This window comes from Pseudomonas sp. ICMP 561, assembly GCF_002699985.1.
Lineage (GTDB): Bacteria > Pseudomonadota > Gammaproteobacteria > Pseudomonadales > Pseudomonadaceae > Aquipseudomonas > Aquipseudomonas quasicaspiana.
The window spans coordinates 1-25,920 of record NZ_LKBT01000008.1 but is presented as its reverse complement, the minus strand read 5'-3'; the positions used below and the strand labels follow the sequence as shown (position 1 = coordinate 25,920).

Genomic DNA, 25,920 nt, shown 5'->3' with positions numbered 1-25,920 from the left:
CGATCATGTCGCGCAAAGACCTTGAAGCCAAGAAGCGTCACCATTACGTCTGGGCGAAATACCTGACCCGTTGGGGCTGCGGCACGAAGAATGTTTTCTACACCACGAAAACTGGAAAGATTGCGCACGACAGCGTGCGAGCCATAGTTGTTGACGACTATTTCTACAAGACCAACACGCTTACCGACATGGATGTTCATGTGATTAAAGGCTTCTCCCGAAAAAGCCCCGATCACCTCCATCAACAGCACATGTCGTATCTTAATGACTTTCTTAAGATGCAGCAGCTTGAGACCATCTACCGTAAATCTGGCATTCGGGATCAGAAAGCCGAGCTGCATCTTCATGCGGTGAAGTGCAACCTACTGGAAAATCTCCACGCATCCCACGAAGAAAAGGCATTGCCAGTGTTAGCAGCGCTCGCTGATGAAAAACTCGATGTACTGCAAGATAAACATCACATAATCGAATTCATGATGTTCTTCGGTCACCAGATCTCCCGCACGAAAACCTTCCGAGATGGCCTGATCCAGGTTCAGCCACGGAGCAATGCCCTTGAAATTGAAGTGGCCGATGCTATGGCGCATGCGTGGTGGTTCCTAAGCTACATGTTCGGGATGAGTATCGGCTTCAGCCTGTACGTAAGCCGCCACGAGGATAGGCATGCATTACTGGTGAATGACACTAGAGTGCCTTTCATCACGTCCGACCACCCTGTAGTCAACGTGCACTCTTGTGTCTCAGTGACAGAATTCGCCGCACCTGAGTATGTCGACTTCTACTATCCGATCTCGCCGAGGGTCGCCTACATCATCTGCAATTCCGAACGATTCATGACGGGTAGAAATGAGGTTGATGAGGCCACCGTGCTGGAACTCAATAGCAAAGTGGCAGCTCAATCCATGACACACATCATCGGCGATAGTGAGAACGCCATTCTACCCTTCAAACAGTACATCGGGCGGCGCTACAAAAGAACTACTGATGGCCATATCATAGTCTGACTGAACAGGCCAATCGGTCTTTACTACACATAGTTACGACTCCATCACTCCTGCCACTCGGAAGCAACGGTATCCGGGCACGAGTTCGGTCACCACACGCTGCTGTACCTCTCGTTACACCCGCGATGCACCCGTACGCCAAACGGATCAGGTCATAAGCGAAAAGACATCTTTTCTCAAGGTGTCCCATCGCGATCTGTGAAGGTTGCAACATTGCTATCTGATGCTACGCAGCGTCTCTAATTCAGCTGGAGTGAGCTTTTTTGTTTCGGCATATCCTTGGAGATACAAGGAAAGGATCGAGGTCGACTTCCTGAAGCAGTCCAATACTTCAACCCAACTGAACTCAGGAAACTTCGAATCAGTGGCAGATATCTCAAACTCGATGGTCCGGGTTTCATCCTCGAAACTAGAGATTGAATCAACGATATGTGAACCTGAGAAATGCACATATCCACAGAGGTTTTTGTAAACGTCGGGAAGCCATGGGTACTCCCCCTTATGCGTTTCAACAAGGAAGGCGTCTGACAGCTGCTGTTTGCCACTTCGATCTTTCATTTTGTTGATCGGCACCCCTTTCATCACATTTGTGGCAAATGAATGCGGGTCAGGTACAAGCCAGGCGGCTGAAAATCGCAGTGCCGTGTCTATGTGCATTCGCAACAATGAGCGCGCACAGACCATATTCCAGGTCCTGACCATTGCCGCCAGAGTACTCGAGGTGCTAACACTTCGCTTAATGGCAGCGAACACCATCCAGTCCAATGGGTACATTGGACTGCCAGCAGGGCCAACAACTTCCATGCCTAGCGTAAGCAGCGCGTCCTTGTCTCGTTCCAGCGCCTGCAAAAGCGCTTCGACGTGCTCGCTCTGGATGGTGTGTCCATTGTCCATGTCTAAAATTCTCACGATTCAATTAGGGGTGATGCGTTCACTTTTCTAAAACAACGTGTCGAGTTAAAAAACGGACGGCCAAAAACCACTGGAGACTAGCAGCAAATCACCGAGCCCTCTGCCACAGGGGCAAGCGGCCAGCGGTTCATGGACCGCTGGCCGAAAGAAGCTGTTCGCTTCCGACCCAGAGCAGACTGTCATGGGGTCGGGAGAACCAAATCTGCTCAGTCCACAATGAAGAAAATACCGGATCATCGCGCGCGTACAAAGCTCTTAAAACTTGAAAAATCAAGCGATTCAACTGAGCCGGTCGCTTCTATCACACGCTCCATTTGTATAGGCGTCGCTATCTCCCCAGCTAGAATGCGGAAGCGCAGCAGTAGCTTTCCAGGAGCTGAAGGGACTATGGCAAAAGTGTCAACTGACCATCCTTCCTCCCCCGGCAATAGTGAGCCAAAACGCACGAGGCATCGTGGCGCGTTACCATTCTCGTCAACAATTAGACGCGGATTTTGACTAGCTAACACCTCGGGTAATGTGCGAAGTCCCATGGTGAAGTCTTGCTTGCTGCTCGGCTCTTCTGGAAGGTCACTTCCCGCGAGTAGGTGGACGGATTGCCCCTCCTGAGGCTCGACCAACACCTCAAGTTTAGCGTTGGAGAGTTGCACCTCGGAGCGATTATGGAGCACAAACTGCATCTGAATGACCGCCTCGCTGACTTGAATATATTCTGCGTACTCTCTCCAAAAATTACGGTTGTCTCCTGACATAGGTGACCTTATGTCAATGTCGAAGGGGCCTAAGGTTCGCCGAGGGCTCTCATAGTTCGGGAATTTTTCGGTGAATTGGAGATAGCGGTGTGCACTCCTAGTTGGGAGTTCGTCGTTATGTAGAGTAAGAATCGAAAGATCCACGCTGACTTCCGTGCGGCCACTATCCGCGATCGCCATTGCTGCAATTTCTGGAGGCTCTGCCTCGTCGGTACTGCTGCCGCGTCGAACGTACACGACATTACTTTTCAGTTTTCCGTAAGGATTAGAGAGGTAGAAGCTTCGCTTTTGTTTTGGAATAGTAATGACGCCAACAGTCTTACCGTCATATAGGTGCTCTTCGTAGTGAAATGTCAGTTTGGGTTTCACTTTCCCATGGACGAATTGCTGCATCGCCGCGTCATCAATGCTTCCCGAAATACCAACGATCTCAGCAGGATGAGGGCGCTGATCTTTAAATCCTAAGAGGATGTATCCGTTACCATCCCGCCAAGAGTTAGCGATTGCAAGTATGTCCTTGAGCATTTCAGCCTTGTCGTTCTCACTCCGCCCACGAAACGGTACTGCGCGGATTTGAAATCAATGTCAGTGCCCTCACTCTTGTAGCGCAACGCAGTAATCATCTCTTCTATCAAGGCGCATTTTCCTTTCGTGTTTGAGAACAGATTCTGACTAGATGGAACTCACATCCTTACGGTCGATCCCGCTGCGCCTCCAAGGTCTAGCGCGGCAGTAAATCACCCAGCGTTTGGTGCATAGCCATCGCTGGCGAAAGCCTATGCTAAGCAAAGAGGGCTTACGGATTCTTATAGTTGTCATGCCCTCGCAACGTTCAGTAGTGGGATCATGGATGGCTACGTCGGCCCTTAGTGCGCGTTGCTGGCACGCCGATCCTTGTCCTCCATCACGTGGAGCACAAGCCATGTACACAATGCTACCTACTGCCATCAGTCTTCGAACAATGAAAAGCTGGCGGGGGAAAAAGCCCCGATGCGCGGCCATGGCCTTGTTACTGTCACTGGACTGGGCTTTGCTCGCCCCCCGCGGTTGACGGCACGATTTGCAGCGAAATACCTGAGCAGAGCTGGCCTGTTGTAACACCTTGAACGATACTCGGTCGCTCAAGGATATGGAGGCAGGCCATGGTAATTCCCGAATTAAAAGCAGAAGTCAGCGTTGACCTTAGCAAGGTTGCGGAAGATTTTTATACTGAGGCCGCAAAAGACTCCATCAAGGAAGCATCCAAAATCGGCGTGGATGCGGTCAAAACTATTCGGCTAGCACTATTGCCTTTGCAGCTCACTGCTGCCTACCAAGATCGCGTGGCACGCTGGATTGATAAAACAATCAGGTCTGTCCCAGAACCTCGAAGAGTAGCGCCAATTCCATCATTGGCATTGTCAATTATTGATAAACTAAAATATTTTGATGATGGCGAATTACTTGGAAATATGTACAGTGACCTGTTATCGAGGACTTTCGATAGGGACAGATTAGGCGAAGCGCACCCTGCATTTGTCAACGTGATAAGCCAGCTTTCACCTGATGAGGCGAACCTGATAAATATTTTGTCTTCTGAAACGGGAAAGGTCTACTTTGGTTTGTCTGCTCAAGAATGGACCGTAAGTTTTGACCTAATTGCCGCTGAGCTTCAGCGATGCGGCTTTCCAGGGGAGCCGAGGCAGTGGCTTCCCCGGTTTGCAGTCGACCCGGAAGCTTTGAATTTTCCAAGTTATTTGCAGATGTACGTTCATCACCTCCAGTCGCTTGGTCTGATAACATACAACAATACTTCTGATCCAGAGTTCTTCAGTGTGATTGGAAATCATGAGTGGGGAAAGAAGTGGTGGACTATTGAGCTTACTAGTTTTGGCCGTTTGTTCCACTTGGCTTGTATCAAAGACTCCTTGGAAAGCGGATTGAGAGCTAATAGAGACTGAACATTTTTAGGCCAGCTAAGCACGGTTTTGGTTGTCGGAGCAAACCTACCGACTACCGATAGCTCACCGATTGCCCATCTGGTTACAGATCCGAATGGCCGAACTGCTGCGCTCATGGATAAGGCGTTCGCTGCTCACCGGCGGCGAAAGTTCGATTTCGAAGCATTGTCCAATATGTAGGGGTTCGTTGATCCTGCACGGGCGCGGCTCGAACATGAGCAGGCTGGCGTAGCGACATAATGGGAGAGTTTTTGCCATTCGTTACGGGCAGCAATTGGCCGATTTCTGCCGCTAAAGGACACATAGCGTGCTGGTCAGAACCAATGCAAACGACTGGTCAAGTCCATACAATTACGCACCTGGCCCCAGAACGAGCAAATGCTCACGCCCCCCAACCAGGCGTGTTTGCTGGATTCAGCCTCGTTTCGTTCACGGCCCACATCTGGGGATACCGACTTTCAGCGCGGGCGGTACCTTGCCTCGTTCGCTGAGTTATTTGCGGTAAAACATCACCGACGCAGGGACCGCAGACTGCGAAAGAAACTTCTCTGACGCTGTGCGATTTAAAGCCTGCTGAAGTCGCGATGGAAAACGCCTCAATTGGCTGCGTCTCAATGTACTGACGCAGCCAGAGACGCATCCAGTTGCATCACGTCGCCGCACGCCTCCACTCCGCCGAATATCTGATACGGTGATTTGCGAAGTTTTGTCAGCTTGTTTACCGGAGCGCCCATGGCGATTGTCTTTCCCACTGCACACATTGATGCGAAGGAGCGCTTCGATTATTGGCAAGATGTCGTCTGCTCGACCTACACCCCCACCAAGAACCGCCAGTTAACAGATGAGCTGTTCGATGGCTCACTGGACGTCGCGACCAAGGGCAGTGTGTTATTCAGCCGAATCAGATCCTTGCCGGTGGAGTACAAACGCCCCCGAGACGATCGGGGAAATGGCACGCTCTTCCTGACCCTCACCTTGTGCCCGGAAGCCTACATCAGCCAGTCAGGCAGAACTTCGCGCCAGTTACCCGGGGACATCGTTTTATACGACAGCGCTCAACCCTTCACCTGCACCCTTCCCGCTGGCGACGATCAGATAGTGCTGGCGGTACCTCGCTCGCTGTTGCTGTCCCATATTCCTCATTACGAAGTTTTTTAAGCCGGACGCTGGATAGCCAGTCGCCGCTGGGCGGGCTCGCAAAATGAATGCTGATTGAGATGTGGAAGGCCGAGACGCCTGATGCTGCTATCGGCGACCGACTCAATGGTGCGCTGCTGGATGTGTTGTCCAGCGCGTTCGAGACAGCATACGGCTCCGCAACGCCTAAACAGGCATCACACCGGCACAAGCAGCTTGCTGGAGTAAAACAGCACATTCTGGCAAATCTTGGCCAGACCGGGATGAGCGTGGAAAGCATCTGCGCCGCCGTGCATATGTCGCCTAGAACACTGAATCGACTCTTTGCCACGGAAGGGACTACCGTCATTCGCTGGCTTTGGCAGCAGCGCCTCTCGGCCTGCCATGACGCCCTGCTGAAAAAGTCGTTCAACCAGGTCAGCGATGCTGCGCTGAGCTTTGGTTTCAGCAACCTCTCACACTTCAGTCGGGCGTTCAAAAAAGCCTATGGCATCTCGCCTCAGCAACTGCTGCATCGGGCCTGATTACACCTGGCATTCTGAGCACAGCATCTGGCACTTCCGGCAAAGCGGCTTATTCCTTTACGGCGCAGTATCAACAGTGCGCGGCTTAGACTCGCGCCAACGGTGACCAATCAATGATTTAACGTAGCCAACCCGATGGTGAACAGATGGCTAACGCCTCAGATAAAACCCTGCGCCTGTTATTCCCGCAATGGCAAGGTGGCAACAATGCTCCGTACTTCTTCGGCGCTCAACTGCTGTCATGGCTCGCCCCCGAGACGAATGGCCCCGTAGAGGAAGTGCATGTCGCGAAGCCCGACGGCAAACCGCTGCAAAACGAAAACGGCATCGTCGCTCGTCAGAGCTTGCTTGAGCAATTGAGCCACGCGCGGCAATTGATTGAGAAACATCAACCGGATCGTATGGTTGTGTTGGGCGGTGATAGCCTGGTCGACCTTGCACCATTTGCTTATCTCAATGAACGCTACGGCGGCGAGCTGGCAGTGCTTTGGGTCGACGCCCATCCTGACGTTTTGACCCCTAAGGAGTTCGAGCATGCACACGCAATGGTGCTGGGCAACCTCCTGGGCGAGGGAGATCCGGACTTTGCCCGGGCAGTAAAGCGCCCGCTGAAACCGGCGAATGTCATGTACGCTGGCCTGCAGGAAACCATGGAAGTCGAAACCGCCACCATCAAGCGCCTCGGCCTTCGCAGCGCGAGTCCTGCTGACCTGGCGGACTCCAGCGAACCCGTGCTGAAATGGCTCAAGGAGACCGGGGCCAGGCATCTGGCCATTCACCTGGACCTTGATGTGCTGGACCCGAGCATCTTCCGCTCGCTGCTATTCGCCCAACCCAACGTCCCGGATGACACCTTTGAAGGGATCGCCCAAGGCAAGATGACCATGGATCAAGTCGTACGCCTGCTACGCGATGTGGCAAACGTCGTGGATGTGGTCGGGATGGGTGTCGCAGAGCATCTGCCCTGGGACGCGCTGGCGCTTAAAAACATGTTGGCGAGCCTGCCATTGCTGGGCAACGGTTGCCCGCGAGCTGATACCTGACTTTCATGTGGGAGATGCCCCGGTGTCCCTGACACCACGCTGTCGCGCAGCAAACACGGGACCTGTAGGAGTGAGCTTGCTCGCGATTCGATCTGTTGGTCGATGAATATATTGCCTGTGCTGGAGCTATCGCGAGCAATGTGGATCGCCACCCCGGTCACTCCTACAGTAAAAAGCATTCCAAATCAGATAGTTATATTTTGTTTGATAGGAGCGGAGCTTGCTCGCGATGAGGCTGGACGCAATCTGCCTGATATTTGCGGCGCCCTTATCGCGAGCAAGCTCGGCTCCCACAGGTTCTGCGTCGCAATTCACCTTGCGGGCAAACATAGAATCTTCCACAAGTCCGGCGGTATACCGGCCTCTTGGTAATGAGTTCGCGGAAGTTGTGTCTGCTGGCCAACATGTGCACCGTTAACTCTAAACGGCTACCCTGTTGAATTACCTCAGGAGGAACAGCCCGTGATCAAGAAAGTCGGCCCCACTGAAATAAAACCCAAACACCGCGCATCGTGCCATTGCGGCGCGGTGGTGCTGGAGCTGGATTTACCCGACGGCATTGTCGACCCTCGGCGCTGCGATTGTTCGATGTGTCGCCGCAAAGGTGCCATCGTTGCGTCGGTCGCGCTGGACGGCGTCAAAGTCATTCAGGGCCAGACCCAGCTCAAGCTCTATCAATTCAATACCCGCACAGCGAAGCATTATTTCTGCGGCAATTGCGGGATTTACACCCATCACCAGCGGCGCTCCTCACCGGATCAGTACGGCTTCAATCTGGGCTGTCTGGAAGGCGTGAACCCTTACGACCTTGGCCAGATCAAGACCAGTGACGGCGTCAATCATCCCGCTGACCGCGAGCCACCGACCAACGCCCCCGGCTGAATGCGATATCAGCCTTCCGGCCTCGCTAAATTGGGTCGAAGGCTGATGCATCAAGCGGACGCAGCGATCTCCCGCAAATAAGTCATCAGCAGTGACCGGCAACTTTCAGTCTCCAAAACATAAACGCTTGATTGCACATTTGTAATCTTTCAACCATCTCGTCGTCATCTTCAACTCGTCAAGATTGTGCCCCACTGGCAGCGCTCGAATTTATAAAAAAGCCAGGTCGACACATAAGAAATCTGCCGATTTGAACGGAGCGACTATGACTCACCTCAACAAAATGACTTTGGCCGTTTTATCGACCCTTGCGAGCGTCACACCGCTTGCCGCTTTTGCAGAAGAGCAAAAGGAAGGGTTTATCGAAGGCAGTACGTTGACCGTGCTCAATCGAAGTTTTTACATGAACCGTGACCATCGCAAAGGCGAGTCAAGCCCTACCGGGAATGGCTATTCCGAAGCATGGGCACAAGGCGTTATCGGCAAATTCGAATCCGGTTTCACTCAGGGTACGTTTGGTATTGGTGTCGATGCGTTCGCAATGCTCGGCATCAAACTCGACACCGGTGATGGTCGAAACGGCGGACGCAGTTCGTTCGATGTGCTGCCGGTTGATGGTGATGGCGAGGCCGAAGACGAATACAGCAAGGTCGGTGGCGCGCTGAAAGCCAGGGTATTCGATACGGTTGTAAAGGTCGGGGATGTCTTTCCATCTACGCCTGTGGTTTCTTTTGGCGACTCGCGACTGCTGCCTGAAAGTTTCCGCGGTGTAACAGCGACCAACACCAGTATCAGCGGTTTAACCCTTCAGGGTGGCCGCCTTCACTCAATGAGCCAGCCAGCCTCCAGCAGCATGCGCGATAACTTCGCCACGTTTTATGCAGGTTCGGTCAACGCTCCGTGGGTCGCCTATTTTGGAGGCGATTACGCTGCCACCGACAGTCTGAGCCTGAGCCTGTATACCAGCAGGCTGAAAGACGCGTGGGACCAGACTTACGCCTCCACGTCTTACACATTGCCGCTCTCGGATAATCTGGCACTGACCGGTAGCCTGAATTATTACAACGCCACCGACGAAGGCAAAAAGCTCCTCGGTGAATTCGACAACGACATCTGGAGTGCGAAGATCGGCCTGCAATACGGCGCTCATACCCTGGCCCTCTCTCACCAGCGAAATGAAGGCGACGACGACTTCGATTACCTCAGACAATCTGACTCGATTTACCTGGCGAACTCTATCCAGTACAGCGACTTCAACTCACCGAAAGAGCGCTCGTGGATGGTCACTTACAACCTGGACATGACCACGTTCGGGGTACCCGGCCTATCGTTCATGACGCGCTACGGCAAAGGCACCGATGCAGACTATTCCAATGCGAACAGCACTTACATGCGCCGGGATTCGGATGGCAATCCACTCACCGATCAGAAGCGCTGGGAGCGGGATATCGAAGCGAAATACATCGTGCAGACTGGCAATCTGAAGGACCTGTCACTGCGCGTGAGACAGGCCACCACACGAGCGACTGCATTTGAGTCAGACCTTGATGAGGTCCGGGTGATTGTCGAGTATCCGCTGAGCGTTTTGTGAAGAGCGGCATGAGGTTTTAGCAACACCGCCCTGGAAGCTCCCGCTCTGCAACCAAGGTGTTTCAGGCGCTCTCGCGAGCGCCTTTTTTTGGTCATTACTTTTTTGTCTAGAGTAAACACTGGATCTGTAGGAGCTGCCGAAGGCTGCGATCGCGGTGTATCAGGACAAATGCTTCGCAGCCTTCGGCAGCTCCTACAGAAAATGCATTTCAATCCATTAATTTGCATTTTGTCTGGTGAGAGTGAGCTTGCTCGCGATTCGATTTTTCCGTCGATAAATTACCGTCAGGCATGACGCCATCGCGAGCAATGTGGATCGCCACCCCGGTCACTCCTACAGGGGACGAAGTTTGCTGCGAATTGCATGGTATGAGCTGCTTCAATGCCCATCCATTGATCCGGCGCAGCTTTCGGATCCCGGAAAGCGACTAGGCTGAGGTCCATCGCCCCTCCAACAAGGCCATCCTCATGCCTCCTGCTTCGTCCGCGCCGTTGTCCGTCCGCTCCGAACCACTGCACATGGGGTTCGTGGTCGCCTGGCTGTTCTGCGCCCTCTTCTACTTTGTGCAATACGCCCTGCGCTCGGCACCCGGCGTGATGATGCCGGAGTTGACCGAAGCGTTTGGCCGCGATGTGGTGGCCGTCAGCGCGCTGGTCGGTCTGTATTACTACACCTACTCGATTTTCTCGATCATTGCGGGCGCGGCACTGGACAGACTGGGTGCCAAGTACGTGATACCGGCGGGCATTCTCATGGTTGCAGCGGGCGCAGCCTTATTCGGCCTGGGTGAGTTGCACGTCGCGCAAATCGGTCGCCTGCTGCAGGGCGCGGGATCGGCCAGTGCCTTCATTGGCGCAGTGTATCTGGCAACGCATGGCTTCCCGCCGCGGTATCTGGCCACTGCCGTCGGTTTCACTCAATGCTTCGGCATGATGGGCGGCTTCGCCGGGCAATTTGCCGTGGGCCCGATCATTCACGGGACTATCCCGTGGCAACAATTCTGGTTCATCGCTGCCGGTTGCCTGTTCGTGATTGCCATTCTGGTGCTGTTAATGACGCCCAAAGGTCACGATCCACGCCCCGCCGGGAGCAGCAACTCACTGGGTTCAGTATTGACGCCCTACAAGCAGGTTCTGAGTAATCCACAGTCATGGTTATGCGGTTTCACGGCGGGCCTGTTGTTTCTGCCGACGACTATCGGCGACATGATCTGGGGCGTTCCATTCCTGCGTGACGGTCTGGCGGTCACGTACAGCGAGGCAGTCAACCGCAGCAGCATGATCCCGCTGGGCTGGGTGATTGGTTGCCCGTTGCTCGGTTATATTTCCGACCGCATCGGCAGACGCAAGCCAGTACTGATCGGTGGCGCGTCGCTGATGTTGATCGCCAGCGCGGCGATTCTGTATCTGCCAGCTGGTATTGCCCCGCCGTATCTGTTCGGGCTGTTGTTAGGTATCGGTTCCGGTGCAGCGATGATCCCCTACTCGATCATCAAGGAAGTCAACGCCGACAACGTCAAGGGCAGTGCCACCGGCGCCATCAACTTTCTGGTCTTTACCTTCAGCGCCCTGCTTACACCGGTATTCGGTTACTTGTTGGCGCGCATGGCAATGGGCGGTGCCTTGACCCTGCCCATATTCCAGGCTGCCGGCGCGTGGTTGCTGGGGGGCATCGTGCTCGCAATCGTGCTAGCGTTATTGATTCTGGAAACGGGACCGAAAGGTCGGCAGGTCGCTGGCTAGAAGGTTTTCTGAACACATCGCCAGGCTGGGAATCGAACATTCGGGCTTGAATGACGGCACCATGCGTATATGATCAAGCCTAGTTGTACGATGACATATGACGCTAAGCATGCCTTCATGTTTTCCCAACAATAAAATGACGAGCGATCCACTATGACTCAAAGCAAAGCCGAAGTACTGGTCTGGGGCCAGATGCACGCCTCTCTCACTGAAGCGCTGGCCCGGGACTTTACCGTGCACAATCGCTGGGAGATTGCAGACCTGGAAGCTTGGCTCTCCACCCACGGCGAGAAGATTCGCGCCATCGTCACCAGCGCCGTGTACGGCACCGACAATCAGGTGCTGGATCGTCTGCCCAATCTTGAAGTCGTCACCAGCTTCGGCGTGGGTTACGACGCCATCGACACCGACTATTTGTCAGGGCGCGGCATCAAATTCAGCAACACCCCGGATGTCTTGAACAAAGCCGTCGCGGAAACTGCCCTCGCACTGATGCTCTGCGTGAGCCGCAAGATCAGTGAAGCCGAGCGTTTTGTGCGTGCGGGTAAATGGCCAAACGGCAAATTCCCTCTGGGCCGCGATCTGGCAGGCAAAACCTGCGGCATCGTCGGGCTGGGCAAGATCGGTAAAACCATCGCCACTCGTGCTGCGGCGTTCGACATGGAAATCGCCTATTTCCGTCGCGGTGAGGCGTATTCCGATGTGTCCTACACCCATTACGCTGACCTCCACGAACTGGCCAGGGTCAGCGATTACCTGGTGGTGATCGTGCCGGGCGGTGCCGATACCGAGAAGCTGATCAGCGCATCGGTGCTCAAGGCACTGGGTCCGGATTCTTTCCTGATCAACGTGGCACGCGGCACGGTCGTCGACGAAAAAGCCCTGGTCGCCTCGCTACAGGCGGGTGAGATCGCCGGTGCCGGGCTGGATGTATTCGAAGATGAACCGAACGTACCCGCCGAGCTGTTGAGCCTGGACCAGGTTGTACTGACCCCGCACATCGGCAGCGGCACCTATGAAACCCGCAAGGCCATGGCGGATCTGGTGTTCGCCAATCTGAGTCGTTATATCGATGAGGGTGAGTTGGTTACGCCAGTATTGGGTTAATCACCCCGGACGGATTGGAACACTCGTTTGGTGGGAGGTAACGCCCCGTCTAAATGCCGCGTTGTCGTGAAGCAAACACAGGATCTGTAGGAGTGAGCTTGCTCGCGATAACGGTAGACCTTTCAAGAAATTACCGTCAGGCCTGACGCTATCGCGAGCAAGCTCACTCCTACAGGGTCCGTGTTTGCTGCTCGTCAAAGATGGCAGCTCCCCTAAGTTGACCAGCGTAGCTGTTGGATTTGCCTACTGTTTCACGCATTTAACGATCGTTGACCATGCAAGCTCGCCAGAATCACCTATCGTTCTGTTTCAGGACGAAAAAAGGTGAGTCTTCCATGAGTATTGAAACGCTGTTCGCCAATCTGCATAGCCTCCCCAGCATTCCAAAAGTCGCTCAGGATCTGATCCTGCAATTTGACAGCCCTTCTTCCAGCCTGGAAAGCATTGCTCGCAATATCGAAAAGGATCCGGTGATTTCGGCGAAGATTCTCCGCCTGGCCAACTCGGCCCGATTTCGTGGCTCCCGGGAGTCGTCCAGTATCGAAGACGCAGCCATGCGTCTGGGTTTCAACACGCTGCGCACGCTGGTGCTCGCTTCGGCGGTAACGGGCGCGTTCAAAGCCGGACCGAGTTTTGATCTGAAAGGTTTCTGGCTGAAGAGTTTTCAGGTGGCCGGGATCTGCCGGATGCTGGCGAAACAGAGCGGCGTGGACCCGGAGATTGCGTTTACCTGCGGCGTGATGCATGACATCGGCGAGTTGTTGATCCAGACCGGCGCGCCGGAAGTCGCCGAGCGTATCAACGCTGCGAGCAAAACGGGCACGCCGGGCCGCGCGGCCAATGAAACGGTCCAGTTAGGTTTTGGCTATCCCGAGGTAGGTGAGGAACTGGCCCGTCGCTGGCATCTGCCGGAGGTGATCCAGCAAGCCATTGCGTATCAGGCAAAACCGTTACAAGCGCCAGGCAATGCTCCCCTGCCGCGTATCGTGGCTCAGGCGATGCTGGTTTCCGATGCGCTCGAAGCCCACGGCGGTGCTACGCCAGAAGCGCAACAGGCGGTGGTCGGACCGCTGACTGAAGGGGTCAATCTGGATGCATTGTTTGCCGGACTGCCCGCCGTACTGGAGGCGGACAAGGCGTTTGCAGAGTTGTTGAGTTAGACCGAGTCGCCGTTATCGCGGGCAAGCACCGCTCCCACATGGCATCGCATTTCAAACTGTGGGAGCGGTGCTTGCCCGCGATACATGAGACCAGGCTGGAAGACACACTACATTATCGTTTATCGTCCTGTCCGGATGCGGCTCGGCCAAGGCACCGCTCACAATATTGGTACTCATCTGTAGGAGTGAGCTTGCTCGCGATGAACGATGACACGGTGTAGCTGAAAAACCGAGTCGTCTGCATCGCGGGCAAGCCTCGCTCCACAGGTTTGCAGGCCAACATAGAATCTCCCACATGGCATTGCATTTCAAACTGTGGGAGCGGTGCTTGCCCGCGATAAGGGCGACCCGGTTTCAAGCCTTACTCTTCACATCAGATCCTGAAAGTCCCCACCAGATGCTGCAACCGGGCAGCCTGCTCTTCCAGATAGGAGCAAGCATCCAGCGTCAGCTTCAGATTGTCGACGCCTTCCTGGTTAAGCGTGTTGATCTGCGTAATATCGACGTTGATCGACTCCACCACCGCGGTTTGCTCTTCAGTCGCAGCGGCTACGGACTGGTTCATGTCGTTGATTTCATCGATACGGCGAGTGACGCTGCTCAACCGCTCGCCCGCCTGATTGGCAACAGTCACACTGCTTTCACTCTGGCGCTGGCTCTCGGTCATGGTGACCACCGCTTCCCGAGCGCCGATCTGCAGTTCCTCGATCATCTTCTTCACTTGTTGCGCCGAATCCTGAGTACGGTGTGCAAGGCTGCGCACCTCATCGGCCACCACCGCAAAGCCACGCCCTGCTTCGCCGGCACGCGCGGCCTCAATCGCCGCGTTCAGTGCAAGCAGATTGGTTTGCTGGGAAATACTGGTGATCACCTCAAGAATCTGACCGATGTTGACCGTCTTGCCGTTCAGGTTCTCGATGTTGGCGCAGGATTCGCTGATCTTCGCCGACAGCTCGTTCATCGCACTGATTGTCTGCTGTACGACTTGCTGACCATCACTCGCCAACTGGCTGGCATCGGAAGATTGCTGAGAAGTACGCGCCGCGTTCTGGGCAATTTCATGGGCAGCCGCCCCCAACTCGTTGATCGCCGCCGCCACACTTTCGGTACGATTGGCCTGCTGGTCGGAGTTGGTCATGGAGGAATTCGAAGCCTTCACCACCCGCATCGCCACATCGCCCAACTGGCCAGCCGTAGAAGCCACCTCGCGTATGGAGCCGTGGATACGCTCAACGAATCGGTTGAACGACTGGGCCAATTCGCCGAACTCATCCTGTGAGGTAATGGCCAGACGCTTGGTCAGGTCGCCGTCACCATCCGCGATGTCACGCATGGCGCGGCCCATTTGATGCAGCGGTTGCATCAGCACGCTGATCAACATGCCCAGCAGCAGAATGATGATCACCACAGAAATGACCATCGCAGTAATCGCTGACGTACGGAATTCGCCGAGCATGGCGTAGGCCGCATCCTGATCCAGTACCAGCGCCACATACCAGTTAGCCGAAGAAACGCCTTCTACCTTGGTCAGCGACATGATTTCCGCTTTACCGGCGGACGCAATCTCGGTCACGCCCGCAGTAATCTTCGGCGTATCGGTCGGATAGGCTTCGCTGATGTTCTTCAGGATGAGTTTGCTGTCCGGGTGAATCAGAATCTTGCCGTCGCCGCTGACGATGAATGCATAACCATGCCCACCGAAGTTCAGCGAATTGATGGTCTTGGTAATGCTCTCGAGGGAAATGTCAGCACCGGCAACGCCAATGAACTGGTTCTGGTACTTGACCGGCGCCGCCAGTGTCACGACCAACTTGCCAGACGAAGCGGCAATGTACGGTTCAGTCACAACAGTGCCTGGGGCGTTTTGCGCCGCCTTGTACCAGCCACGCGCACGGGGATCATAATCTGCCGGGCGATTACCCGCTGGCACCGAAAACATCACGCCGTCAGTACCACCGAAATAACTGAGCTGGAAATTATCGGTATAAGCCGGGATACCAATGGAGCTCTGCAGATCCGGAATGGCCTTGCCATCCGCCGCGATCCGCTGCGCCATGGATTGCAGCAGCTGGGTACGGCTCTCCAGCCAGGTCTGAATATTCTGAGTCGTCAGGCCACCCAACTGTTGAAGTTCAGCAAAGACATTGGATTTCAAAGTCTGACGTTGTCGGTAATCGTTAACAACAATAAAACAGGTAAATGCAACCACGACCACCAACGCGGCGGCGAGCAGAATCTTTCTGCTGAAACCCAGACTTTTCATCATTGCGGATACTTCCATTACAAAAGAGTTACAACGGGACGGCCTGGGATCAAGTTAGCAAAGGCCGTGCCGCGTTTTACGTACTCTCCAAGTAAAAAGAAAGTATCTCGATAAATATATTATTGGATCCACCTCAGTAGAGGTGGGACATAGTGTGCATAGCTCTAAGCGACACCCGACATGAGATGACATCTGACTGACCCCTGCCCCTCTTTCGCAGGCGCCAGCAACTGTGGCCTGTCGCAACCTGTCGTAGCGTGCGGACAGCGGTCCCGGAAGAAACAGCCGGCGGGCAGTTTACGATTGCCCGGTAACTCGGTAGGTGCCGAGATGTATGCGTTATCCAGCGGAGCCCCCAGGCGCGGAACGGCGTCCAGAAGCAGGCGAGTGTAAGGATGCTGAGGCCGCTCAAGCACCTCGGCTGCACTGCCCAATTCGACGATTTGGCCCAGGTACATCACCGCTACCCGGTCGGCCATATGGCGCACCACCGAGACGTTGTGCGAAATCAGGATGTAGGTCAAATCACGACTGCGTTGCAACTCTGCCAGCAGGTTGAGAATTTGCGCTTGTACCGAAATATCCAGCGCAGAAGTTGGTTCATCGAGAACAATAATGTCCGGATTGGACGATAACGCACGAGCAATGGCAATTCGTTGACGCTGACCGCCAGAAAACTGGTGCGGAAAACGGTCCAGGTACTCAGTCCGAATACCCACTTGAGAGGCGACTTTTGCAGCAATGTCACGCATGTCCCGTCGCGGCGCTGAACGCTGGACGAACAGTGGCTCCGTAATGATCTTCCATATCGGTAAGCGAGGATCCAGCGAAGACTGCGGATCTTGAAAAACAATCTGCACATTACTGCCCTGCTCACGGGCATTGTTATAAATCCAGTCCATCCGACCCATTGTGGGTTTGATCAACCCCATCAATAGCTGCGCCAGAGTGCTTTTGCCACATCCGGACTCCCCTACCACGCCCAGTGTCTCACCGGCACGGACCTGCAGGTCGATACCGTTCAATGCATGGGCTACGCCCTTGGCCCGACCGAGCCAGTCGCTGCCCACAGGGAAATGCACGCGAACATCTTCAAGGGAAAGAATCGGCGAGCTGTCTTCAGGCAGGCGTTTACGTGCGGTGCTGATCATGAAATTTGCTCCTGTTCGCTCAACCAGCAGGCACTTTTACGTAGCTCGCGGCCATTGATGAGCTGTAGCGGTGGCCGCTCAATGCACTTGTGCATCGCGGACGGACAGCGGTCCCGGAACGTACACCCTTCGGGCAGCGCAGAAAGATTTGGCACCTGGCCCGGTATCGTCATCAAATCCTCCCCGGGCTGCACCTGCTCAGGCAAGCCGCTGAGCAGACCGCGGGTGTAAGGGTGACGCGGATCAGCCATGACCGCAGCGGTATCCCCCTGCTCCACCACAGCACCGGTGTACATCACGTAAACCCGGTCACAAAACTGGGAAACCAGCGCCATGTCGTGGGTGATCAGCAAAATTGCCGTCCCGCGCTCACGGGCCTTTTCTCTCAGCAAAAGCAAAACCTGACGCTGTACGGTAACGTCCAATGCCGTGGTGGGCTCGTCGGCAATCAGCAACTGAGGGTCGCAAGAAAACGCCAGAGCGATCATCACACGCTGACGCATCCCGCCGGAAAGCTCGAACGGATAGCTTTCCAGCACCTGCTCAGGGTCGGCGATGTGCATGTCTCGCAACAGCTCGACAGCTCTGGCTCGCGCCTGGGATTTGCTCACGTGCTGGTGATGGATGATCACATCCGTCATCTGTCGCCCGATACGCCGGGTCGGATTCAGGGCGGTCATGGGTTCCTGAAAAATCATCGCCGCGTCACGACCGCGTACCTTCAACAGGTCTTTCTCTTTGGCCGCCAGCATGTCACGACCCAGTATGTGCAGGCTGCCGCCGCTGACCCGGTAACTGCGCTCCGGCAGCAAACGCATACTGAGCATGGCAGTGACCGACTTGCCCGAACCGGACTCACCGATCACGCCGACGATCTCCCCCGGATCCACCTGAAGCGTGATGCCGTTGAGTGCCTTCACCGTGCCGCGATAAGCCGGGAACTCAATGCTCAGGTTATCGATCGTCAATACCGGCGCAGCCGCAAGCTTCGGGCTTGCAATAGATGGAGTCGACATGATCATTTCCCCTGTTGACGCGGGTCGAGCAAGTCGCGCACGCCGTCGCCCAGCAAGTTGAATCCGGTGGCAGTGATAAGGATCGCCAGACCCGGGAAGGTCGAGTACCACCACTGATCAAGGATGTATTTGCGACCGGTCGCGACCATTGCGCCCCACTCGGCCGTGGGCTGTTGTGCGCCAAGACCGATAAAACCCAGCGCGGAAGCCATCAGGATCGCTGCGCCGATATCAAGACTCAGTTGCACCAGCAATGGCGGCGTGGCGTTGCGCGCCACGTGCCAGAGCACAATGTGCCAGCGCCCGGCGCCGAAGGTCTGCGCAGCCTTCACGTAGCCCATCTGCCGGATGCTCAGCGCCTGGCCGCGGGCTAACCGCACATAAAATGGAATACGTACCAGCGTAATCGCCAGCATCGCATTGAAAAGACTTGGGCCGAGTGCAGCGGTCAGGGCCATGATCAGCACGAGGGAGGGCACCGAGAGCATGATGTCCATCAGCCTCATGATCAGGCTGTCAAAACGACCTCCGATCACACCGGACATACAGCCCAGCAGGCCGCCGATCAGGCAAGAGGAAAAGGCCACGAACAGTCCGACGCCAACCGATTGCTGGCTGCCATGCAACACTCGACTGAACAGATCGCGCCCCACTTCATCGGTGCCAAACCAGTACTGGGCAGACGGTGCAGCCAGTCGATGGGCCAGATTGACCGCGTTGGGATCATGGGGAGCCAGCCATGGCGCGAAAATCATACACAGGAGCACGATGCAGGTGATCGCCAGGCCAGCAATGGTCAGCGGGCTGCGCCCGATCTGGTAGCGTAAAAAGCTCAACCGCTCCCGCCAGCCCGCAGCCTGCGCAACGGGTGCAACACTCAAAGGTGTGAGTGGAGTTGTCATGTCAGTTGACCTCGCTGATGCGCGGATCGATCAAGCGGTAAAGCAGATCGATAACCATGTTGAGCAACACATAGATAAAGGAAACTACGATTGCGAAGCCCATCACTGCCGGGAAATCCAGAGCCTCAATGGACTTGACCACGTAAGCCCCCATCCCGGGCCACGCGAATACTGTTTCTGTCAGCACCGCGCCATAGAGCAAGTCACCAAGCGTCAGGCCCAGTACGGTCACCGACGGGATAAGGGCGTTAGGCAGTGCATGACGCAGGATCACCGACCACTTCGACAAACCATAAGCCCGCGCGGTGCGGATGTAGTCCTCGCCCAACTGGTCAAGCATCGCCGAACGAATCTGCCGGGCGACCACCCCCAGATTGACAAAACCCAAGGTCACGGCGGGCAGGATCAGATGCTGCAGGGCATTGCTGAATAGCGCCCAGTCGCCCATCAATAATGAGTCAATCAGGTAAAAACCAGTGACGGTAACCGGCGGGTCCAGCCCATCATCCAGGCGACCGCTGCCAGGCAACCAGTTCAAGTGGCCATAGAAAAACACGATCAGGCCCAGCCCCAACCAGAACGCAGGGGTGGAGATACCGGTGACCGCCAGCGTGCGAGCGATCTGATCGATCAGGCGGTTGTGGTAAACCGCTGAGAGTACGCCCAGCGGTACGCCGACCAGAATCGACAGCAGCAAAGCCGCCATCGCCAACTCCAGGGTGGCAGGAAAAAACGTCTGCAAATCCTCAAGCACTGGCCGACTGGTACGAATTGAGGTGCCCAGATCGCCATGTACCAGGTCGAGCATGTAGCGGCCATATTGCTGATAAAGCGGCAAATCCAGCCCCAACTGATGACGGATATTGGCCACGATAGCGTCGGTGGCCCGATCCCCGGCAATCAGTCGCGCTGGATCCCCGGGGATAAGGTGGGAAATCGAAAAGGTAATCACGGAGACGCCAATTACAACCAGTAGCAGGCCGAAAAGTCGTTTTCGCAAGATATTCAAGAAGGCCATCAGGCACCTCAGTCATGCGTTTAGCGGCAGCTCAAATGGCTGCCTTGGGCACGGCGTCGCAGCACTCCCCTTTAAGGATCAAAAGGGAGCGCCGAACGTTAACGGTAGAAATGTTGAATCCGTGACGTATTACTTGGTGATCGTCCCGACGTTGAACACCTGCTCCAGCATCGGGTTGAACACATAGCCCTTGACCGTATCGCGCATCGGCAAGGTGTAAGCCTTCTGGTATAGGTAGGCGTAAACGCTGTCATCAAGGACAATTTTCTGAGCCTGCTGATACAACTCAGTACGCTTGGCTGCGTCGTTGGTGGCTGCGGATTCACGAATCAGCTTGTCCACCGCCGGGTTCTCATAAAATGAGCGATTGCCGGGCAGGCCTTGCAATTTGGAGTCAAACCAGAAATTCATGAACATGTAGGGGTCGGCGAAGTCCGGGCTCCACGAACCGATAGCGACGTCGAAATCACCTTTGCCCAAACGCTCACGCATCGTGGCGTTAGCCAGCTTCTCCAGTTTCAGATTGACGCCCAGCGGCGCCAGGCCAGCTTGCAGGGTAAGGCCGATAGGCTCCCAGTTCGGGTCCTTGTCGGAATACATGAAACTCAGCGAACTGATTTTGGACGGAACCTTGGCGAGGTCTGCCTTGGCCTTGGTCAGGTCCTGCCTGGGCACTGGCAATTTTTCATCGTAAGCCCACATGCCCTGTGGAATCGGCCCGTTCATGGGCTTGGCTTTGCCTTTGAGAAGGCCGTTGATAATGCCGTCGTAATCCAGCGCTTCGACGATGGCCCGGCGTGCATCGGGATTGTCCATCGGCGCTTTCTTGTTGTTCAGGTACAACAATGTCACGCGCAAGGACGGATAGTCACCGATAACGACGCCAGGCTTTTTGCTCAGAGCATCGAGTTGGTCCTCAGGCATATCTTCAATGATGTCGAGATCGCCACGCTCCAGTTGCAAGCGTCGCACCGACGCCTCGCCAATGATTTTCACCACAACCTTGTTGAGGGTCGGCTTGGGTCCGGCGTAGTAGCTGTTCTGCTCCATGGTCAATGACTGACCTTTCTGCCAGCCGACCAGCTTGAATGCACCGGAACCTGCGGTATGTGTCGACAGGTACGCCTCGGCACCTTCACTTTTCTTCGCCACTTCAGGGTTCACGATTGCAGCGCCGTTATGGGCCAGTGTCGAGAGAAAAGGCGCATAAGGGGTCTTGAGCGTAAAACGCACGGTCGACGGATCGACCACTGACACCACCATGTCATCCGGGAACGCACCCGACGGGCCCTGCTTGAGCTTCATGACGCGGTCAAAGGAGAACTTGACGGCCTCTGCACTGACTTCGCTTCCGTCATCGAACTTGTTGCCAGGCTTGAGTTTGAACTCCCAGACCAGACTGTCCGCCGAAGTGGTCCAGCCGGAGGCCAGTTCGCCCTCGACCTCGGTGCTGCCCTTGCCGTTTTCAACCTTATAGGTCACAAGCCGCTGATAGGCCGGATAAGTCACGGCCCAGTCGTTGTTATCAATGGTGACCGCAGGATCAAGGGTTTGCGGGTCGGCGGGTTTGCCGATCATCAAAACGTCCTTGGGAGCAGCGGCGCTTGCAGACTGCCAGGCCCCCAGCCCCATGGCCGTACAGAGCAACGCCGTGGCAAGGGAGCGCGGATTGAGGCGCGGAGTGAAAATCAGATTCATGCCGGTTCCTTGATCATTCGATATGTGGAAGTTCGTCAGGTTTTTTATTGAAGCTATACCGGGCAGTTAAAACTCGGACTCTCGTCCGAAACGGGCAATCACTGCATTGCAGGTCTTGCCGAATTCACGCCGGGATTCATTAATGCCCCGGTCATTTGTTTGTGAATACTGTTGTCATGCGGCGCTATTGAGCGCGTCTCTCAATGGCCGACAGGCTGGAGCGATTTATCGTCGATCAGCGGATAATCCTCAGCATCGGGCAACTCGTAATGCCACCATTCGCTGTCGATCCAGGTAAAACCGGAAGCCAACATGATCCCCAAAAGCATCAGGCGATTGCGCTGCACCTGCGGTGACAGATCACTGAAGAACTGATGGGAAGGCTCACGCATGTCGTCAAAGCCGGTGCCCATGTCCAGAGGCTGGCCGTCGGCATCAATCAGCGTAAGGTCAACTGCGACGCCACGACTGTGGTGCGACCCCAGCCCCGGATCGCGGACGTACTCGGGGTTAGGCAGCGCCTCCCACAACAGAAACTGCGCATAGGGCGGGCGGTAGGCATCAAATATCCTCAAGCGGTAACCGGCCTGCCGCGCCAATCGGCTGGCCATGCGCAGACAACGCTCAGCGTCTACATGCAGCAAGCAACGCGGGTCCTGATAAATCACTTTGCCAGCGAGGTTGTCGGCACCGGCATAAATCAGGTCGATCTGGACCTGAAGCGCGTGGGCATCGACTTCCACAAGTGGGCCGTTATTCACTCAAACACTCCATTAACAAAAACAGCGAAGAAGATGATGAATGGGTCATTCATTCGAACTGACCGAAAAGTTCTTGCAGCTGACGATTTTTCGCCAGACGCTCGTCGAGCCGCTCACCGTATTTCTCGGCCACAGCTGAGACCATAAGGTTGAACAGGCAAGCGAGAGGTGCCGGGGAGTCCCAGAACTGCCCGATGTCTGACTTCAACTGCAACAAGTCCATGGAGTAATCCCGCGCCCAGGGACAATGGAAATCGGTAATCAACGCCAAGGGCAGATTCTGACCACTGGCGACCTCGCAAAATTTGCGGGTCATGCTGGAATACGTCCGGAAGTCCGCAATGAGTGCGTAGGGATTTTTGAAACCCGAGTTCAGCGACTCGGCATACGTACCTGATAACCCGTCAACGTAGTAAACCTGCGGACGGATATATTCCAGGTGACTGAAGAAGGTATTCAGAATGCCTCGGGTGGTCTGGATGCCGATGATAAAGACCGCGTCGGCGCTGAAGATGCGTTCGACGATGGTTGCGAACGCATCACTGCGAGCGAGGCCATAAACGTGCTGGATGGCTTCCAGCTCACGGGTCAGCGAGCGGTCGAGTGCATCGCCGTGGGTGCTTTCCTCGCGGAATGCCCCAAGCCGGTCTGTCAGCAACCAACTCCCCGTGGAGTCGCCGCGAAGACTCTGCTTCACGTCATCAATGTTGCGATAGCCCAGCGAACGGAAGAACCGGCCGACAGAAATTCCGGTTGTACCGGTCTGCTGCGCGATGCTGTCCGCAGTCTCGAACGGCAACTGTTGGGGGTTGGCCAGCAGGTATCCCCCGATACGCTTGCCCGTGGGCGTCAGCTCGGTAAAGCGCTGTTCGAGTATCTCGAGAAAAGTATGTTTTTCCATGGCATTCATGCTGGTTGCGGCATCCCTGGAGCGCCTGTGAAATGTTATAAATAAATCAAATAACTAAATCTTGTTACCAACATAACATTCACTTTCCAGCCAGCACAATGCTTTTTTTGGAGGATATTTCGGGGGCTTTTATTGCGATTCAGAACGGTGCGAAGGAAATGAAAAATGCGCCATACGCGGGCAAAAAAGATCATGAAGATGCCGCCGAGAAGCCAGCAAGGTCGCGCCTGCACGCGGCGTCCTTACGGCTTTTCGACAGTGTTTCGGGGCAGGAGGCCGATCAGCGCAAGTTAGTCTTCACCAACTCAAACACCTCATCCCCTCGCCCGCTCATCACAGCACGCATCATGTACAGGCTGAAGCCTTTGGCCTGTGCCAGTTTGATCTTGGGCGGAATGCCCAGTTCCTGTTTGGCAGTGACAACATCCAGCAATACCGGGCCCGGATGATCGAACGCCTTGCGCAATGCAGCAGGCAACTCTTCTGAACTCTCTACGCGAATACCCAGAATGCCCGCACCCAGAGCGATACCGGCGAAGTTGGTCTCGTACAGATCAGTGCCGTGGGGCACGTAGCCGCCAGCTTTCATTTCCATGTCCACGAAACCCAACGAGCTGTTGTTGAACACCACCATTTTGATCGGCAGGTCCAGTTGACGAACGCTGAGCAGGTCGCCCATCAGCATCGACAATCCGCCATCGCCACACAGGGAAATCACTTGTCGATCCGGATACGCCGCTTTCGCGCCCAATGCTTGAGGCATCGCGTTGGCCATGGAGCCATGGTTGAACGAACCCAGCAAACTGCGCTTGCCGTTCATGTGCAGATAACGGGCAGCCCACATTGTGGGTGTGCCGACATCGACGCTGAAGATCGCGTCAGCGTCGGCCTGCTCATCAATCAGCCGGGTCAGATATTGCGGATGGATCGGGTTGCCCGGTGCCGATGGCGTGGCCAGATCATCCAGCCCTTCCCGTGACTTGGCGTAATGCTTGAGTGCCTTGTCGAGGAAGCGACGGTCTTCCTGACGATTCAGTTTGGGCAGCAGCGCGGCAAGGGTTTCTTTCACGCCGCCGGTCAAGCCCAGGGCTATCGGCGTGCGTCGACCGAGGGCTGTGGGATCGATGTCGATCTGGACGATTTTGGCGTCAGTCGGGTAGAAGTTCCGGTAAGGAAAACTGCTGCCCAGAATTACCAGCGTGTCGCAGGACAACATGGCGTGATAACCCGAGCTGAAACCGATCAGGCCGGTCATGCCGACATCGAACGGGTTGTCATACTCGACGTACTGCTTGCCGCGCAAGGCGTGCACCACGGGCGCGCCAAGACGGTCGGCCAGGGCGACCATCTCGTCATGGGCTCCGGCGCAACCGGCACCGCACAACAAGGTGACTGCTTTGGATTCATTGAGGATGTCGGCCATCTGCTGGATGTCCGGCTCGCTCGGGGTGACCGTCGGTGGCGCGGTGTCCACCCACTTGGCGAGGGCGTCAGGGGCATCGCTCAGCGCCACGTCCCCCGGCAACACGATCACTGCAACGCCACGCTGACCAATCGCAGCACGCATGGCGCGCTCCAGCACCCGGGGAAATTGCTCGGGGGTGCTGACCAGTTCGACGAAGTGGCTGCACTCCTTGAACAGTTCCTGAGGATGGGTTTCCTGAAAATAACCCAGACCGACTTCCGAAGACGAGATATGCGCCGCAATTGCCAGCACCGGGACCTGGTTGCGATGGCAATCATAAAGTCCGTTGATCAAGTGCAGATTGCCCGGCCCGCAACTGCCCGCGCACACCGCCAGCTTGCCCGTGCTGGCTGCTTCAGCACCGGCGGCAAAGGCGGCGACTTCTTCGTGGCGGGTGTGCATCCAGCGGATGGAGTCGATGCTCTGCAGGCTATCGGTCAAGCCATTGAGGCTGTCGCCGCTCACCCCCCAGATACGGTTGACGCCAGCACTGGCGAGGGTTTGAGCGAGGTGATCGGCAATGGTTTTGGACATGCTGGTTTCCTTGTCGAGACAGATGGAAAACGTAGCCAGTGTCTTGGTACGCATCAGTGATCGACAGGCTGTGCGGCGCACAGTTCAGCTGGTGACAGAACACAGATCAATCTGTGAAGAGCGGATTACCTGCGGGCGGTGCTTGCCCGAAAGACAAGCACGAAAATTCTTGAGACGCACCGCAGTGCACTATCCCGAACTCAACGGTAGGAGCGAACTTGTTCGCGAGGCGTCAGACCTGACTCACCGCATCAGCCCTATCGCCAACAAGTTGCCTCCTACCTGACCCAGCGCAAACCGGCAGGAGCGAACTTGTTCTGGTCAAGTTTTTCCGGACACCGATTACGGTGATCAAGCCGCCTGCTGCTCCATAGCTATTGGCGACAAGTAGTTGTTGTAGCTGTGGAG

The 25,920-nt window shown here is 55.5% G+C and carries 21 protein-coding genes and 1 pseudogene; 10 read left to right on the top strand and 12 right to left on the bottom strand.

Going from position 1 to position 25,920, the window contains the following annotated elements; genetic code table 11:
• Window positions 1-5 precede the first annotated feature (5 nt).
• A complete protein-coding gene (locus AO242_RS07735) occupies window positions 6-1,004 on the top strand; it encodes a DUF4238 domain-containing protein (RefSeq protein WP_099268254.1) in 999 nt (332 codons plus the stop codon).
• A gap of 216 nt (window positions 1,005-1,220) precedes the next feature.
• On the opposite strand, the gene AO242_RS07730 is transcribed toward AO242_RS07735, so the two are convergent.
• Both AO242_RS07730 and AO242_RS07725 read right to left on the bottom strand, forming a co-directional pair.
• Window positions 1,221-1,898, bottom strand: coding sequence for a hypothetical protein (locus AO242_RS07730; protein WP_099268253.1), 678 nt, complete (start codon window positions 1,896-1,898; stop codon window positions 1,221-1,223).
• Between the two features lie 251 nt (window positions 1,899-2,149).
• Complete coding sequence (locus AO242_RS07725) at window positions 2,150-3,193, bottom strand: AlbA family DNA-binding domain-containing protein (protein ID WP_257153396.1); 1,044 nt, start codon at window positions 3,191-3,193, stop codon at window positions 2,150-2,152.
• Window positions 3,194-3,810: 617 nt separating this feature from the next.
• On the opposite strand from AO242_RS07725, the gene AO242_RS07720 reads away from it, so the two are divergent.
• The 9 genes from AO242_RS07720 to AO242_RS07680 all read left to right on the top strand — a co-directional run bounded on the left by AO242_RS07720 (window position 3,811) and on the right by AO242_RS07680 (window position 13,794).
• Window positions 3,811-4,608, top strand: a complete 798-nt coding sequence (locus tag AO242_RS07720) for an Abi-alpha family protein (protein WP_099268252.1) — start codon at window positions 3,811-3,813, stop codon at window positions 4,606-4,608.
• 732 nt (window positions 4,609-5,340) lie between these two features.
• Window positions 5,341-5,766, top strand: a complete 426-nt coding sequence (locus AO242_RS29940) for a hypothetical protein (protein WP_306475046.1) — start codon at window positions 5,341-5,343, stop codon at window positions 5,764-5,766.
• Between the two features lie 47 nt (window positions 5,767-5,813).
• Window positions 5,814-6,269, top strand: coding sequence for a helix-turn-helix domain-containing protein (locus AO242_RS29935; RefSeq protein ID WP_306475045.1), 456 nt, complete (start codon window positions 5,814-5,816; stop codon window positions 6,267-6,269).
• Between the two features lie 146 nt (window positions 6,270-6,415).
• Window positions 6,416-7,312 (top strand): arginase family protein, encoded by an 897-nt coding sequence (locus tag AO242_RS07710; protein ID WP_099268251.1) that lies wholly within the window; start codon window positions 6,416-6,418, stop codon window positions 7,310-7,312.
• Window positions 7,313-7,774: 462 nt separating this feature from the next.
• On the top strand, window positions 7,775-8,194 hold the full coding sequence (locus AO242_RS07700; RefSeq protein WP_027902769.1) for a GFA family protein: 420 nt from the start codon (window positions 7,775-7,777) through the stop codon (window positions 8,192-8,194).
• Window positions 8,195-8,477: 283 nt separating this feature from the next.
• On the top strand, window positions 8,478-9,785 hold the full coding sequence (locus tag AO242_RS07695; protein WP_373562201.1) for an OprD family porin: 1,308 nt from the start codon (window positions 8,478-8,480) through the stop codon (window positions 9,783-9,785).
• A 467-nt stretch (window positions 9,786-10,252) separates the two neighbouring features.
• Entirely contained in the window at window positions 10,253-11,527 is a 1,275-nt protein-coding gene (locus tag AO242_RS07690) for an MFS transporter (RefSeq protein ID WP_099268248.1), read from the top strand.
• A 153-nt stretch (window positions 11,528-11,680) separates the two neighbouring features.
• Window positions 11,681-12,634, top strand: a complete 954-nt coding sequence (locus AO242_RS07685; RefSeq protein WP_099268247.1) for a 2-hydroxyacid dehydrogenase — start codon at window positions 11,681-11,683, stop codon at window positions 12,632-12,634.
• A 335-nt stretch (window positions 12,635-12,969) separates the two neighbouring features.
• Window positions 12,970-13,794: an HDOD domain-containing protein gene (locus AO242_RS07680; RefSeq protein ID WP_095098957.1), complete on the top strand. Its 825-nt coding sequence runs from the start codon at window positions 12,970-12,972 to the stop codon at window positions 13,792-13,794.
• A 373-nt stretch (window positions 13,795-14,167) separates the two neighbouring features.
• Here AO242_RS07680 and AO242_RS30080 read toward each other — a convergent pair whose 3' ends face one another.
• From AO242_RS30080 to poxB, 10 genes and pseudogenes are all read right to left on the bottom strand, one after another.
• A complete protein-coding gene (locus AO242_RS30080; protein WP_373562200.1) occupies window positions 14,168-14,932 on the bottom strand; it encodes a methyl-accepting chemotaxis protein in 765 nt (254 codons plus the stop codon).
• A 93-nt stretch (window positions 14,933-15,025) separates the two neighbouring features.
• Window positions 15,026-16,057 (bottom strand): annotated as a pseudogene (locus AO242_RS30075) (HAMP domain-containing protein); the annotation flags it as partial.
• A gap of 164 nt (window positions 16,058-16,221) precedes the next feature.
• Window positions 16,222-17,208: an oligopeptide/dipeptide ABC transporter ATP-binding protein gene (locus AO242_RS07670; RefSeq protein ID WP_099268246.1), complete on the bottom strand. Its 987-nt coding sequence runs from the start codon at window positions 17,206-17,208 to the stop codon at window positions 16,222-16,224.
• Window positions 17,205-18,224, bottom strand: coding sequence for an ABC transporter ATP-binding protein (locus AO242_RS07665; RefSeq protein ID WP_099268245.1), 1,020 nt, complete (start codon window positions 18,222-18,224; stop codon window positions 17,205-17,207). Before AO242_RS07665 ends, AO242_RS07670 begins: the two co-directional genes overlap by 4 nt.
• 2 nt (window positions 18,225-18,226) lie before the next feature.
• Complete coding sequence (ddpC, locus tag AO242_RS07660; RefSeq protein WP_099268244.1) at window positions 18,227-19,126, bottom strand: D,D-dipeptide ABC transporter permease; 900 nt, start codon at window positions 19,124-19,126, stop codon at window positions 18,227-18,229.
• 1 nt (window position 19,127) lies between these two features.
• Window positions 19,128-20,144: an ABC transporter permease gene (locus tag AO242_RS07655; RefSeq protein ID WP_099268243.1), complete on the bottom strand. Its 1,017-nt coding sequence runs from the start codon at window positions 20,142-20,144 to the stop codon at window positions 19,128-19,130.
• Window positions 20,145-20,273: 129 nt separating this feature from the next.
• A complete protein-coding gene (locus AO242_RS07650) occupies window positions 20,274-21,842 on the bottom strand; it encodes an ABC transporter substrate-binding protein (protein WP_099268242.1) in 1,569 nt (522 codons plus the stop codon).
• Between the two features lie 200 nt (window positions 21,843-22,042).
• A complete protein-coding gene (ddpX, locus tag AO242_RS07645) occupies window positions 22,043-22,603 on the bottom strand; it encodes a D-alanyl-D-alanine dipeptidase (protein WP_099268241.1) in 561 nt (186 codons plus the stop codon).
• A 49-nt stretch (window positions 22,604-22,652) separates the two neighbouring features.
• Entirely contained in the window at window positions 22,653-23,504 is an 852-nt protein-coding gene (locus tag AO242_RS07640) for a MurR/RpiR family transcriptional regulator (RefSeq protein WP_099268240.1), read from the bottom strand.
• Between the two features lie 289 nt (window positions 23,505-23,793).
• Window positions 23,794-25,512, bottom strand: a complete 1,719-nt coding sequence (poxB, locus tag AO242_RS07635; RefSeq protein ID WP_099268239.1) for a ubiquinone-dependent pyruvate dehydrogenase — start codon at window positions 25,510-25,512, stop codon at window positions 23,794-23,796.
• Window positions 25,513-25,920 lie beyond the last annotated feature (408 nt).